At 70.4% G+C, this 13,205-nt stretch carries 13 protein-coding genes; 4 read left to right on the top strand and 9 right to left on the bottom strand.

What is annotated here, in order from left to right; all coding sequences use genetic code 11:
* Positions 1–9 precede the first annotated feature (9 nt).
* From AC3AOF_RS02870 to ubiE, 3 genes are all read right to left on the bottom strand, one after another.
* Positions 10–1,242: an ABC transporter substrate-binding protein gene (locus AC3AOF_RS02870; RefSeq protein WP_488347663.1), complete on the bottom strand. Its 1,233-nt coding sequence runs from the start codon at positions 1,240–1,242 to the stop codon at positions 10–12.
* A 275-nt stretch (positions 1,243–1,517) separates the two neighbouring features.
* A complete protein-coding gene (ubiB, locus tag AC3AOF_RS02875; protein ID WP_488347664.1) occupies positions 1,518–3,068 on the bottom strand; it encodes a 2-polyprenylphenol 6-hydroxylase in 1,551 nt (516 codons plus the stop codon).
* A 10-nt stretch (positions 3,069–3,078) separates the two neighbouring features.
* Positions 3,079–3,837, bottom strand: coding sequence for a bifunctional demethylmenaquinone methyltransferase/2-methoxy-6-polyprenyl-1,4-benzoquinol methylase UbiE (ubiE, locus tag AC3AOF_RS02880; RefSeq protein ID WP_488347665.1), 759 nt, complete (start codon positions 3,835–3,837; stop codon positions 3,079–3,081).
* Positions 3,838–3,957: 120 nt separating this feature from the next.
* Here ubiE and mutM point away from each other — a divergent pair, with 120 nt between their 5' ends.
* Together mutM and pip are read left to right on the top strand one after the other, a co-directional pair.
* Complete coding sequence (mutM, locus tag AC3AOF_RS02885) at positions 3,958–4,848, top strand: bifunctional DNA-formamidopyrimidine glycosylase/DNA-(apurinic or apyrimidinic site) lyase (RefSeq protein WP_488347666.1); 891 nt, start codon at positions 3,958–3,960, stop codon at positions 4,846–4,848.
* A gap of 5 nt (positions 4,849–4,853) precedes the next feature.
* The gene (gene pip, locus AC3AOF_RS02890; RefSeq protein WP_488347667.1) at positions 4,854–5,795 is read left to right on the top strand and encodes a prolyl aminopeptidase; all 942 of its coding nucleotides are present in this window, start codon (positions 4,854–4,856) and stop codon (positions 5,793–5,795) included.
* A 329-nt stretch (positions 5,796–6,124) separates the two neighbouring features.
* Here the strand turns inward: pip and AC3AOF_RS02895 are convergent, their stop codons facing one another.
* From AC3AOF_RS02895 to AC3AOF_RS02920, 6 genes are read right to left on the bottom strand one after another with little or no spacing between them, the layout of a single operon-like run.
* Positions 6,125–6,874, bottom strand: a complete 750-nt coding sequence (locus AC3AOF_RS02895; protein ID WP_488347668.1) for an SDR family oxidoreductase — start codon at positions 6,872–6,874, stop codon at positions 6,125–6,127.
* 18 nt (positions 6,875–6,892) lie between these two features.
* Positions 6,893–7,549, bottom strand: coding sequence for an ABC transporter ATP-binding protein (locus AC3AOF_RS02900; RefSeq protein WP_236991026.1), 657 nt, complete (start codon positions 7,547–7,549; stop codon positions 6,893–6,895).
* Positions 7,536–8,306, bottom strand: a complete 771-nt coding sequence (locus AC3AOF_RS02905) for an ABC transporter ATP-binding protein (protein WP_236991027.1) — start codon at positions 8,304–8,306, stop codon at positions 7,536–7,538. The genes AC3AOF_RS02900 and AC3AOF_RS02905 overlap by 14 nt, the downstream gene beginning before the upstream one ends.
* Complete coding sequence (locus AC3AOF_RS02910) at positions 8,303–9,235, bottom strand: branched-chain amino acid ABC transporter permease (RefSeq protein WP_488347669.1); 933 nt, start codon at positions 9,233–9,235, stop codon at positions 8,303–8,305. The genes AC3AOF_RS02905 and AC3AOF_RS02910 overlap by 4 nt, the downstream gene beginning before the upstream one ends.
* Positions 9,236–9,266: 31 nt before the next feature.
* Positions 9,267–10,199 (bottom strand): branched-chain amino acid ABC transporter permease, encoded by a 933-nt coding sequence (locus tag AC3AOF_RS02915; protein WP_488347670.1) that lies wholly within the window; start codon positions 10,197–10,199, stop codon positions 9,267–9,269.
* Positions 10,199–11,539 carry an ABC transporter substrate-binding protein gene (locus AC3AOF_RS02920; protein ID WP_236991030.1) on the bottom strand — a complete coding sequence of 447 codons (1,341 nt, stop codon included), beginning with the start codon at positions 11,537–11,539 and terminating at the stop codon, positions 10,199–10,201. Before AC3AOF_RS02920 ends, AC3AOF_RS02915 begins: the two co-directional genes overlap by 1 nt.
* Positions 11,540–11,768: 229 nt before the next feature.
* Between AC3AOF_RS02920 and AC3AOF_RS02925 the strand changes: the two genes are divergently transcribed.
* Entirely contained in the window at positions 11,769–12,767 is a 999-nt protein-coding gene (locus tag AC3AOF_RS02925; RefSeq protein WP_488347671.1) for an SDR family oxidoreductase, read from the top strand.
* A 42-nt stretch (positions 12,768–12,809) separates the two neighbouring features.
* The gene (locus tag AC3AOF_RS02930) at positions 12,810–13,133 is read left to right on the top strand and encodes a YnfA family protein (protein ID WP_488347672.1); all 324 of its coding nucleotides are present in this window, start codon (positions 12,810–12,812) and stop codon (positions 13,131–13,133) included.
* The last annotated feature ends 72 nt before the right edge of the window (positions 13,134–13,205 follow it).

Genomic DNA, 13,205 nt, shown 5'->3' on the forward strand with positions numbered 1-13,205 from the left:
GGAGCCGCCCTACCTCGTCGCCGCCTTCACCAGCGGGCAGCCGCCCTCGTTGAGCGGCCGGAACGCCTCGTCGCCCGGCACGGTGGCGACGAGCTTGTAGAGGTCCCATTCCCCGGTCGATTCCTTCGGGGTCTTCACCTGCATCAGGTACATGTCGTGGACCATGCGGCCGTCCTCGCGGATCCTGCCGTTCGTCGCGAACATGTCGTTGACCGGGGTCTCGCGCATCTTGGCGATCACGGTCCTGGCGTCGTCGGTGCCGGCCGCCTGCACGGCCTTCAGGTAGTGCAGCACCGAGGAATAGACTCCGGCCTGGTGCATCGTCGGCATCAGCCCGGCCTTCTCCTTGAAGCGGCTGGCGAAGGCGCGGGTCTCCGGCGTGCGGTCCCAGTAGAAGGCGGTGGTGAGCAGCAGGTTCTGCGCCACCTCGATGCCGAGGCTGTGCACGTCGTCGATGTTGATGAGGAGGGCCAGCAGGGTCTGGCCGCCCTGGACGAGGCCGAATTCGTGCGCCTGCTTGATCGCGTTGACGGTGTCGCCGCCGGCATTGGCGAAGGCGATGACCTTGGCGCCCGAGCCCTGCGCCTGGAGCAGGAAGGACGAGAAATCCGCGGTGGCGAAGGGCGCCCGCACCGTGGACAGAACCTTGCCGCCCGAGCGCTTCACCTCGGCGATGGCGTCGCGCTCCAGCGCGTGGCCGAAGGCGTAATCGGCGGTGACGAAGGCCCAGGTGTCGAGCCCCTTCTTCACCGCGGCGTTGCCCGAGACGTGCGACAGCGCGTAGGTGTCGTAGGTCCACTGGATGCCGGTGGGCGAGCATTGCGGGCCGGTGAGATCCGAGGTGCCGCCGCCCGAGACGATGAGGAGCTTGCCCTTCTCCTTGGCGACCTGCTGCACGGCGAGCGCCACCGAAGAGGTCGGCACGTCGAGGATCACGTCGACGCCGTCCCGGTCGTACCAAGCCCGAGCGATGTTGGAGCCGACATCCGGCTTGTTCTGGTGATCGGCGAACACGACCTCGATCGGCTTGCCGTCGAGGGTGCCGCCAAAGTCCTTCACCGCCATCTCGGCGGCGATCACCGAGCCGCGGCCGGTGGAATCGGCGTAGACGCTCGACATGTCGTTGAGGACTGCGAGCTTGACCTTGCCGTCGGAGAGGCGCGGGTCGGCGGCGCGGGTGGGGGCGGTGAGCGCACAGAGGGCGGCCGCGGCGAGCAACGTGGCGCGGAGGGGGGTGAGCATGGGCGTTCTCCCGGGCGCGTCCGCTTCTGGGTGAGCGGATCGTGGCGCCGTGAGTCCATCAGAGAGGGTGCGAGAGCAGGGCGCAAGGCCCGGCTCTCGTTGTCCCACCCTCGACCTCATTCTGAGGTGTCGGCGATCGAAGATCGACTGACCTCGAAGGAGCCCTCCAGAAACCTCAGCGATCCCTGGAACCCTCCTTCGAGGCCGCTACGCGGCACCTCAGGATGAGGTCGTGGGTGGGATGGGCCGTGTTCCAGCAGGCCTCGGAACGCGCCTCACCGCAACGCGATCGCCAGCAACGATCCGGCGATCGCCCAGAGCGCCAGGGTCGACCACACCATCCGTTTGGTCTCGATGCGGATGCGGCGCTCCACGCGGGTCACCTCGCGCAGGCCCTCCTCGTCGAGGCGCACCAGCACGCGCTTCACCCGTTGCGCCAGGTCGGGCACGTCGGCGACCACGTCGGCGAGCGTCAGCACCGCGCGGCGGGCCTGGTCGGCCCGGCCGATCGGGCCGAGGTTGCGGCCGAGCCAGGCGCGCACCACCGGCTCGGCGGTGGTCCACATGTCGAGGCGCGGATCGAGCGAGCGGGCGACGCCCTCGACCACCACCATGGTCTTCTGGAGCATCACCAATTCGGTGCGGGTGCTCATGTCGAAGAGGGCCGTGACGTCGAAGAGCAGGGTGAGCACCTTGGCCATCGAGATCTCGTCGGCCCGGCGCTGGTGGATCGGCTCGCCGATCGCCCGGATGGCTTGTGCGAAATCGTCGACGGAGTGGTGCGAGGGGACGTAGCCGGCCTCGAAATGCACCTCCGCCACCCGGCGGTAGTCGCGCAGGATGAAGCCGAGAAGGATTTCCGCCAGGAAGCGGCGCTCCTTCAGCCCGAGCCGGCCCATGATGCCGAAATCGACCGCGACGAGCCGCCCGGCCGGATCGACGAACAGGTTTCCGGGATGCATGTCGGCGTGGAAGAAGCCGTCCCGGATCGCGTGGCGCAGGAAGGACTGGATCACGGTGCGCCCGAGCGCCGCCACGTCGTGGCCGGCCTCGACGATGGCCGCGCGGTCGTTGAGGCGGATGCCGTCGATCCACTCGCTCGCCAGCACGTCGCGCCCGGTCAGCTCCCAGACCGGCTGGGGCACCCGGAATTCCGGATCGTCCTTGATGTTCTCGGCCAGTTCCGAGAGGGCGGCGGCTTCGAGCCTGAGATCCATCTCCATGGCGACGGAGCGGGCCAGCGTCTCCACCACCTCGCGCGGACGCAGGCGCTCGGCCTCGGGGCGCAGGGCCTCGACCACCCGGGCCATGAAGCGCATCGCCTGGATGTCGCGGGAGAACCGCTCGCGCACGCCGGGCCGCATGATCTTGACCGCGACCACCCGCTCGGTGCCGTCGGCCTCGCGCAGGTGCGCCTTGTGGACCTGCGCGATCGAGGCGGCGGCGATCGGCTCGCTGAACGCGGTGAACAACTCGCCGAGCGGCTTGCCGAGGGTCGATTCGAGGATGCCGACCGCCACGGCCTGCGGGAAGGGCGGCACCCGGTCCTGCAACCGCTCCAGGTCGCGGGCCGCCGCCATGCCGACGATGTCGGGCCTTGTCGCCAGGAACTGGCCGAACTTGACATAGGACGGCCCGAGGCGGGTCAGCGCCGCGGGCAGGCGGCCGGCGCCGAGGCCCGGGCGTTCGAGCTTGCGGCCGAGCCGCAGGACGAGACGCAGATGCGGCGGCAGGGCGGCTTCGTCGACGAAGGAGAGGCCGCCCTCGCGGGCCATCACCCAGCCGACATGGATGCCCCGCGCGAGATGGGCGACGACGCTCAGCACGATTGATGCCTCACGCGAGCTTCCAGCCGGAATGAATGGCGCAGATGCCCCCCGAGAGCGGCCGGTGGGTGACGTGGCCGAAGCCCGCCTCCTCGATCATCCGCGAGAAGCTCCCGGGAGTCGGGAAGCGGCGGATCGACTCGACGAGGTACTGGTAGGATTCCTTGTCGCCGGCCACCATCGCGCCCAGCCGCGGGATCACCTTGAACGAGTAGGCCTCGTAGATCTTGTCGAGCCCCGGCACGTCGACATGCGAGAATTCGAGGCACAGGAAGCGCCCGCCGACCTTGAGCACCCGGTGGGCTTCCGCCAGCGCCAGCTCGATCCGCGGCACGTTCCTTATGCCGAAGGCGATGGTGTAGGCGTCGAAGGTGTTTCCCGGCAGCGGCAGCGACTCGGCGTTGCCGGCGACGAAATCGATGCGCGAGCCGTAGCGGTGGCCGGCCCGCTCGCGGCCGACGCCGAGCATCGCCTCGTTGATGTCGAGCACCGTCACCGTGGTGTCGGGCCCGCCGGCTTGAAGCGTGCGGAACGCGATGTCGCCGGTGCCGCCGGCGACATCGAGCAGCCGGAACGGCCGGGTGCGCGAGGGCCGGAGCGTCGACACGAAGGCGCTCTTCCAGGCCCGGTGCAGGCCGCCGGACATCAGGTCGTTCATCAGGTCGTAGCGCTTGGCCACCGAGCGGAAGACCTCGTTGACGCGGTCCTGCTTCTCCGCGAGCCTGACGCGCTCGAAGCCGAAATCGGTGCTGGTCTCGTCGCCGGCCATGCCTTGAGGTCCCCTGTCGTGGCGGCCTGCATAGCGAAGCCGCGGGGAAAGCACCATCTGGGCCTGCATGTTCGCCAGGTGCGCTTCGTCGCGCCCACCCCCTTTCTCCACGGACGAGAGATGCCCGAACTGCCCGAAGTCGAGACCGTGCGCCGCGGTTTGGAGCCTGCGATGGTCGGCGCCCGCTTCACCGAGGTGGTGCTGAACCGGCCGAACCTGCGCTTTCCCTTCCCGCCGCATTTCGTCGCCCGGGTGAAGGGGCAGGCGGTCACGGCCCTGTCGCGGCGCGCCAAGTACCTCGTCGCCGAACTCTCCTCCGGCGAGGCGCTGATCATGCATCTCGGCATGAGCGGGCGGTTCGACGTCCACCTCCCCGACGGGCGTTCCGTCTCGCCCGGCGACTTCTATCTGGAGGGCGCGCAAGGGCAATTGAAGCACGACCACGTCGATTTCCGGCTCTCGAACGGGGCCCGGGTCGTCTACAACGACGCCCGCCGTTTCGGCTTCATGGACCTGGTGCCGTCCGCCGATCTCGCCACCTGCCGCCACTTCGCCGGCATGGGCATCGAGCCGCTCGGCAACGCACTCTCCGGCGAGACGATCGCGCAGCTGTTCATGGGCAAGCGCACGCCGCTCAAGGCCGCGCTCCTCGACCAGCGGCTGATCGCGGGCTTAGGCAACATCTATGTCTGCGAGGCGCTGCACCGGGCGCGTCTCCACCCGGAGGCGCCTGCGGGATCGCTGGCGGATGCCGCCGGCCGGCCGACCGCGAAGGCCAAGCGCCTCGCCACGGTGATCCGCGACGTGCTGACCGAGGCGGTGGCGGCGGGCGGCTCGACCTTGCGCGACTACGTCCATACCGACGGCAGCGCGGGCGCCTTCCAGCACGCCTTCCGGGTCTACGACCGGGAGGGGCTGGCCTGCACGGCGAAGGGCTGCCGGGGGGTGGTGCGGCGGCTGGTGCAGTCGGGGCGGTCGACGTTTTTTTGTGAGACGTGCCAGCCGGGGTGACGGCCATGATGGACGCCGCGGCCGATCGCCTCGATCACGGCCTGCTCCCCGTCGCAGGGAGCGCCCGGATCTACTGGGAGATGTCGGGCCATCCGGACGGCATCCCGGTGCTGTTCCTGCACGGCGGGCCCGGCAGCGGCCTCGGGCGCGGCGGCTACCGCCGGCACTTCGACGGCACGCGCTATTGCGTCGTTGGAATCGACCAGCGCGGCTGCGGGCGCAGCCGGCCGCTCGCGACCGCGGACCTCGCCGGCCTCGCCGCCAACACCACGAGCGCGCTCATCGCCGACATCGAGGCGGTGAGGGCGCATCTCGGAATCGAGCGCTGGCTGGTCTCGGGCGTTTCGTGGGGCACCACCCTGGCGCTGGCCTACGCGCAGCAGCACCCTAAGCGGGTGACGACGCTCGTGCTGGCCGCCGTCACCACCACCAGCCGGGAGGAGGTGGCCTGGATCACCGAGGGCGTCGGACGCATCTTCCCCGAAGCGTGGCAGGCCTTCGCGGAGGCGTCCGGCCAGCGCGGGGACGAGCGCATCGTCGAGGCCTATGCGCGGCGCCTCGCGGGCGACGACGCGGCGGACCGGCGGCGCGCCGCCCGCGACTGGATCGCCTGGGAGGCGGCCCACATCTCCCTCGACAGACCGTCGCCCGGACTGCCCGACGACCCGGATCGGGACGCGGTATTCGCGACGCTGGTGACGCATTACTGGGCGAATGACGGCTTCCTGCGCGGCCCGGACGCGATCCTGGCGCGGATGGACCGCCTGCGAGACATCCCCGGCATTCTGATCCATGGGCGTCGCGACATCAGCGGGCCGGCCGTCACGGCATGGCGGCTGCATCGGCTCTGGCCGGAGAGCCGGCTCCATATCGTCGAGGGGGAGGGGCATGGCGGGCCCGAGATGAGCGCGCGGATGCGGGAAGCGACGGATGCGCTGGCGCGCTGAGGAAAGCGCCTCAGCGACCGCGCTTGGTGGCAGAGGCGCGGGTTTCCCCTCTCCCCGCGGCGGGGAGAGGCCCGAGCTCCGAAGGGGCTCGGGGAGCCCGCAGGGCAAGGGTGAGGGGGTGTTTCCGGAGGAGCCACATCCTGAAACTCCCCCTCACCCTCGCTCCGGCTTCGCCTCCGCTTGCCGCGTCTCCTGAATGGAGACGCGGCCCTCTCCCCGCCCGCGGGGAGAGGAGAAATCCTGAGCTTTTACAGGCAGCCAAGCAGTCTCGGCACGGGCAGTGAACGTTTCCGACCTCGCCCGGTCTCTCGATCAGGCCCGCCCCGCGCTCACACCGTCCGCCCCCCGTCGATCGGCATCTCCACCCCCGTGATGAACTCCGCCTCGTCCGAGGCCAGGAACAACGCCACGTTGGCGATGTCGGAGGCCCGCGACATCCGCCCCAGCGGAATCGTCGCCACGAACTTCGCCCTGTTCTCCGGCGTATCCGGCACGCCCATGAAGGCCTCCAGCAGGCCGGTCTCGCCCATCACCGGGCAGAGCGCGTTGACGCGGATCTTCCACGGTGCCAGCTCGACGGCGAGCGACTTCGACATCAGGTTCACCGCCCCCTTCGAGGCGTTGTACCAGGTCAGGCCGGGACGGGGCCGGATGCCGGCGGTCGAGCCGACATTCAGGATCACGCCGCCGCCATTGTCGCGCATCGCCGGGGCCAGCGCCCGGACGAAGTGGAAGATCGACTTCACGTTGACCCGGAAGACCCGGTCGAAGGCCTCCTCGTCGACCTCCATCAGCGGCTGGTTGCGGTGGGTGGTCCCGGCATTGTTGACGAGGATGTGAGGCGTGCCGAAGGCCTCGGTGGTGCGCCGCACCGCGGCCTCCACATCCAGCGCGCTGCCGACATCCGCCGCGATGGCGATCGCCGAGGCGCCGATCTCACTCGCCACCCGCTCGGCGGCGTCGCCGCGCAAATCGAGCACCGCGACCTTGGCGCCCTCCGCGGCGTAGCGCTTGGCGATGCCCTCGCCGAAGCCGCCGCCGGCCCCGGTGACGATCGCGATCTTGCCGTTCAGCCTCATGGGATCACTCCTTGAATATCAGGCGGCCGAGATCTCGCCGCGCTCGATCTGGATGGTGGTGTCGACGAGCGCCCGCAGCAGGTCCGGGCTGCTCTCGGTGATGAGGATCGCGACGTCGGGAAGCGCGGCGCGCAGGCGGGCCAGGGCCTCGGCGTAGCGCAGCGCCAGCGCCGGGGCGAGGCCCTGGAACGGCTCGTCGAGGAGCACCGCCCTCGTGCCGACCATCAGCGCGCGGCCCAAAGCCACCATCTTGCCCTGGCCGCCCGACAGGCCCGCCGCCTTGCGGGGGGCGAAGTCCTTGAGTTCCGGCAGGAGCGTGTAGACGGCCTCCAGCCGTCGCGAGACTTCCGTCTTGGGTAGCCCGAGCACCTGGGCCGGCAGCAGCAGGTTGTCCTGCACCGTGAAGCTGCCGAACAGCTTGCGCTCCTCGGGCGCGTAACCGATGCCGAGCCGCGCACGGTGATGCGCCGGGACTGAACCGGCCTCCTGCCCGTCGAGGACGAGCCGGCCGGCCTGGAGGGGGAGGAGCCCCATCAGGGCGCGGAGCGTCGTGGTCTTGCCGGCGCCGTTGCGGCCGATGAGCGCCACGCGCCCGCCCGGCGGCACCTGGAGCGAGACGCCGCGGAGCACGGGCGCGCCCGCGATCTCGACCGCCGCCCCCTCAAGCCGCAGCATGGGCGCCTCCACCGGGAGCGATGCCGATCACCGTGCGCTGCACCTCCGGATCGGCGAGGATCCGGGCCGGGGACCCGAGCGCCGCGATCTTGCCCTGCCCCCAGACCGCCACCCGGTCGGCGAAGCGCCCGACCACCTCCATGTCGTGCTCCACGAACACCGCCGTCACGCCCGCCTCGCGCAGGACCCGCACCAGGGTCTCGACGATGGTCATCTTCTCCGCCGCCGCGACGCCGCTCGTCGGCTCGTCCATCAGGAGGAGGCGAGGGCGCAGCGCCACCGCCATGGCGATGTCGACGAGCTTGCGCGCTCCTTCGTTGAGGGCGTCGGCCCGCACGTCGGTGATGCGGGTGAGCCCGAAGCGCGCGATCAGCTCCGCCGCCTCGTCGCGGAAGCGCGGGCGAAGCAGCGGGTTCAGCACCGACCACACGCCCTCGCGGGAAGCGACTGCCAAAGCCACGTTCTGGAGCACGGTGTGCTCGGTGAAGAGCTGCGGCAGCTGGAAGCTGCGCGCGACCCCGAGCCCGACGATGCGCCGCGGCGACAGGCCGAGGATCGGCTTGCCCTCGAAGGCGATCGAGCCGCCTTGCGGCTTGAGGTAGCCGGTCGTCATGTTGATGAAGGTGGTCTTGCCGGCGCCGTTCGGACCGATGATCGCCAGGAACTCGCCGGCCTCGACGTCGAGGTCGATCCCGTCCGCCGCCTTGAGGCCGCCGAAGGCGAGGCGCAGACCCTTTGCCGAGAGAAGCGCGGTCATGCGGCCCTCCTGCGGCTGGAGATCATCCCCCAGATGCCGCCCGGCGCGAACACGATGACGCCGAGCAGCACGAGGCCCAGCACCAATTGCCAGGCATTTGCGAAGGTGGCCGCGGCATAGACCCGGGTCAGCTCGTAGGCCGCCGCCCCGAGGAACGGTCCGATCACGCTGCCGGCCCCGCCGAGGATCGCGATGAAGACGAACTCGCCGGAGGTGGTCCAGTAGCTCAAGGCCGGGGTGACGTGCCGGGTGGTGAGCGCGATGATCGCACCGGCAAAGCCCGCCATCACGGCGGATGCGACGTAGGCCGCGAGCAGCACGCGCTTCGGGGACACGCCCATGAAGTCGAGCCGGGTCTCGCGGGTCTTGATGCCGGCCAGCGCCTCGCCGAGCGGGGAGGCGAGCGCCACCCGCACGAGCGCGCCGCAGGCGAGCGCCAAAACCAGGGCGAGGCCCAGCACCGTCCACTCGCCCGATTCGCCTGCCAGCGGCCGGCCGAGGAAGGTCACCGGCGGAAGCCGGATGCCGTCGGCGCCGTGGGTCAGCGCGTAGAACTTCTCCAGCACCGAGTAGAACACCATGCTCAGCGCCAGATTCAGCATGCCGAAAAAGATCTCGCGGTAGCGCACCACGAAGAGCCCGATCAGCAGGCCGACGATGCCGGCGAGCAAGGCGGCGGCGGGAAGCAGCAGCAGCGCCTCCGGCACGAGGACCGCGCCGAACGCCACCGTGTAGGCGGCGAGCGCGAGGTAGAGCGCATGGCCGAAGCTGACCTGGCCGGCCCGCAGCAGCAGCAGGATGCCGAGCACCGCCAGCCCCTTGGCGAGGGCGATGGTGAGCACGAAGCGCAGCCACGGCACCGCATAGGCGAGGACGAGGATCAGCACGGCGCCGGCGAGCGCCAGCAGGGTCTCGGAGCGGCGGGTCATCGCGCGGCCCCTCCTTGAGTGAGAGCGCAGGTCATATCCGCCGGGTCTCCGCCACGCCGAACAGCCCCTGCGGCCGGAACAGCAGCACCGCCACCATGATCGCGTAGGGCACCACCACCTCGAATTCCGGAGCCACGTAGACCGCGAAGGAGCGGCCGAGGCCGATGAGGAGTGCCGCCACAGCCGCCCCCTCGATCTGGCCGAGGCCGGCCGTCGCCACCACCGCGAAGGAGAGCACGATGGTCGAGGCGCCCACACCCGGCACCAGCGAGACGGTGGGGGCCGCGAGCGCGCCGCCCAAGGCCGCCAGCGCCGCCCCGACCGTGAAGGTCAGCATCGTCACCTTGGCGGCGTCGATGCCCATGGCCCGGGCCGCCTCGCGGTCGACCGTGACCGCCACGACCATGCGGCCGGTGAGGGTGTAGCGCAGCACATAGGCGAGGATGGCCAGCGTCGCGAGCGCCACCCCCGGCAGTACGTAGAGCTGGTAGGCGGTGAACGGGATGACGTCCGTCCCGAAGGGGACATCGACGGTGCCGAGCCATTTCAGCGGCGCATCGAACACCACCGGCTGCACGCCCCAGACCAGCTTCTGCAAATCCTCCAGGATCATGAACAGCGCGAAGGTGACGAGGAGTTGCAGGACCGGCTCGCGGTCCTGCATCCGGCTCAGCAGCAGCCGCTCGATCAGCGGCCCGAGCACGACCCCGACCAGCACCGACGCCGCGAGCAGGATCGGCAGGCCGAGCCAGGGCGGCGCGCCGAGCGAGGCGGCGAACAGCCCGATCGACGCGGCCGTGTAGCCGCCGATGGCGTAGAGGCTGCCATGGGCGACGTTGAGCACCCGCAGCACGCCGAACACCAGGTTCAGCCCCACCGCCACCATGAAGACGGCGGCGGCGTAGGACAGCCCGTCGAGCAGGGCGAGCCCGACGAGGATCCCGTTCTCCGACAACCAGGCCATCAGCTCTTGAAGGCCTGCGCCTGCGGGAGCTTCGCCACCATGTCGGGGGTCAGCGTCTTCAGCCAGTCGGCGCTCTTCTGGCCGACCGGCGTCGTCACGGACTCGGCCGGGAAGACGATCATGTCGGTGAGCACCGGGAACGGGTACTTGTCGGAGTGCAGGGTGGTGCCGATCAGCTGGTTCTCAAGGCCCTGGCCGTCCTCGCGGATGCGCACGCTGGCGGTGGGGGAGGGGAATTCGAGGCCCTTGAAGGCGGCAGCCAGTTCCGCATCGGTCGGCCAGCCGCCGTTCTTCGCCGCGACCGCCTTCTCGATGCCGGCCTTCATCGCCGAGACGGCCTGGGCCATGTGGAAGCACGGATAGATCGGCCAGGCATTGTACTTGGCCTTGTAGGTGTCGCTGAAGCGCTTCAGCCGCTCGGGATCGGCCGGGGAGGGGTGCAGGAACCAGTGGTCGCCCCGCGCGCCGACGATGTGGCCGGCGGGCAGCGCCTTGCCGACCCGCTGGAGCGAGGATTCGGCGAGCGGCATCACGAAGGTCGCGCGCTCGAACAGCTTGCGGTCCGAGGCCTGGCGGATCAGCGCGTCGAGGTCGCCGCCCCAGGAGGTCGAGAGGACCACGTCGGGCCGCAAGGCGAGCACGCGGGTGATCTCGGTCGAGAAGTCGGTGGCGCCGAAGCGCGGAAACAGCTCGGCCGAGATCTTCACCCCGGGCTTCAGGGTGTTCATCGCGGTCCGAAAAATGTCCCAGGAATCGCGGCCCCAGGCATAATCCTGGTTGATCACCGCGATCGACTTGAAGTCCGGCTTGACCTTCAGCAGGTAGAGAAGCGCGGCGAGGATCTCCGGCGTGGCGTTGGCCTGGGTGCGAAAAGCGTAAGAGTAGCGGTTATCCTCGAAGATGCGCTGGGTGCCGCAATCCCACAGCAGCGTCGGGCGCTTCAGTTCGTCGGCGAGCGGCGCGCAGGCGATGCAATCGGCCGACGAGATCGCCGCGAAGATCAGGTGCACGCCCTCCGACTGCACCAGCCGGCGATACTCGCCGACCACGTGGTCGACGCCCGGGCCCTCGTCGACGAAGATCGGCCGCACCTTGATCCCACTGATCCCGCCGGCGGCGTTGATCTCGTCGAACAGCATCTCGGCGGTCTGGCGGCCGGGCACGCCGAAGACGCTGGCCGGACCCGACAGGTAGGTGGCGATGCCGACCTTCAGCTCGGCGGGCTTCGCGCCCTGCGCGAAAGCCGAACCGCCCGGCAGCATCAGGCTCGCCCCCGCGGCGCCTGCGCCGATCAGCGCTTCGCGCCGCGTGACGTTTCCGGCACGACCCGTCCCTGCCATCGATGTCCTCCCTGACTTGACCGTGCGGACGGGCCCCTCTGGAGATTGGCGTCGGGGGCCTCGCCGCGTGCGGGATCATGGGGGCGCGGTGACCTCCTGTCCAATAGCTTGTTCGGGCTCCTGTCAGAGGTTCGAGATATGGCAGGAACCTGCAAGCGCGCGCCCGAATGAACGAAGCGCGCCCGTCATCGTTAGGGCCTGGATACCCCCATCCTGTACGGAGGATTCCATGAGCCACGCGCACAAGCCCCTCGCCGAGCAGGTGATCGTCATCACCGGCGGCTCCAGCGGCATCGGGCTCGCCACCGCCCGCATGGCGGCGCGGGCCGGCGCCCGGGTGGTGCTCGCCTCGCGCAACGGCGAGGCGCTGGCGGCGATCCAGGAGGAGATCGAGGCGGCGGGGGGCGAGGCGACCCACGTCGTTGCCGATGTCGGCCGGCGCGAGGACGTGCAGGCCATCGCCGACAAGGCGGTGCAGCGCTTCGGCGGCTTCGACACCTGGGTCAACGATGCCGGCATCTCGATCTACGGCCGCCTGGAGGAGGTCTCGGACGAGGACCACGACCGGCTGTTCCAGACCAACTTCTGGGGCGTGGTCTACGGCTCGCTGGTGGCAGCGCCCCATCTGCGCCGGCGCGGCGGCGCGATCGTCAATCTCGGCAGCATCGCCTCCGATCTCGCGATCCCCCTGCAGGGCATGTACTCGGCGAGCAAGCACGCGATCCGCGGGTTCACCGACGCGCTCCGGGCCGAGCTGGAGCAGGACCGGGCCCCGGTCTCGGTGACGCTGATCAAGCCGGCGGCGATCGACACCCCGTTCCCGCAGCACGCCCGCAACTACCTCGACCGCGAGCCGAAGCTTCCGCCGCCGGTCTACCACCCGGACGAGGTCGCCCACGCGATCCTGCACGCCGCGGTTTACCCGCAGCGCGACATCATCGTCGGCGGCGCCGGCCGCGCCATGACCGGGTTCAAGAAGCTCGCTCCCGACACCTTCGACCGCCTGGGCAGCATGATGGCCGGCCAGCAGCTCCGCGCCGAGCCGCCGCGCGATCCGAACGGCGCCCTCCACCGCCCGTCGCAGGACGGTCACGTGCGCGGCGACCATCCGGGGATGGTGCGCCACACGAGCACCTACACGCGTGCGACGCTCAATCCGTTGACCACCGGGGCGGTGATGGCCGGCGTCGGCTTCGCGGCCGCGGCACTTATGAAGCGGCGAGCCTGAGACCGCTTCCGCGAGACGGCACGGCGTGGGAGAAGTCGCGCCATGCCGACCTTCTTCCTCTACGCCGCCGCCGCGCTCGCGGAGATCGCCGGCTGCTTCTCGGTCTGGGCCTGGTGGCGGCTCGGCGCCTCGCCGTTGTGGCTGGTGCCGGGGTGTCTCGCCCTCGGCGCCTTCGCGTTGCTGCTGGCGCTCACCGAGTCGGATGCCGCCGGCCGGGCCTTCGCGGCCTATGGCGGCATCTACATCGCGGCGTCGCTGCTCTGGCTGTGGGGCGCGGAAGGCCAGCGGCCGGACCGGTACGATTGCGCGGGAGCCGCCCTGTGCCTCGCCGGGGCCGCCGTGATCGTGCTGGCGCCGCGGGGGTGAGCCCATGCGTCCGGCAGCCCGACGATTCGGGGCCCGGACCGACAAAACACCGCGGGAATCGACAAGACTCCG

The sequence above is a fragment of the Methylobacterium sp. 142-1Y genome (genome assembly GCF_057747795.1).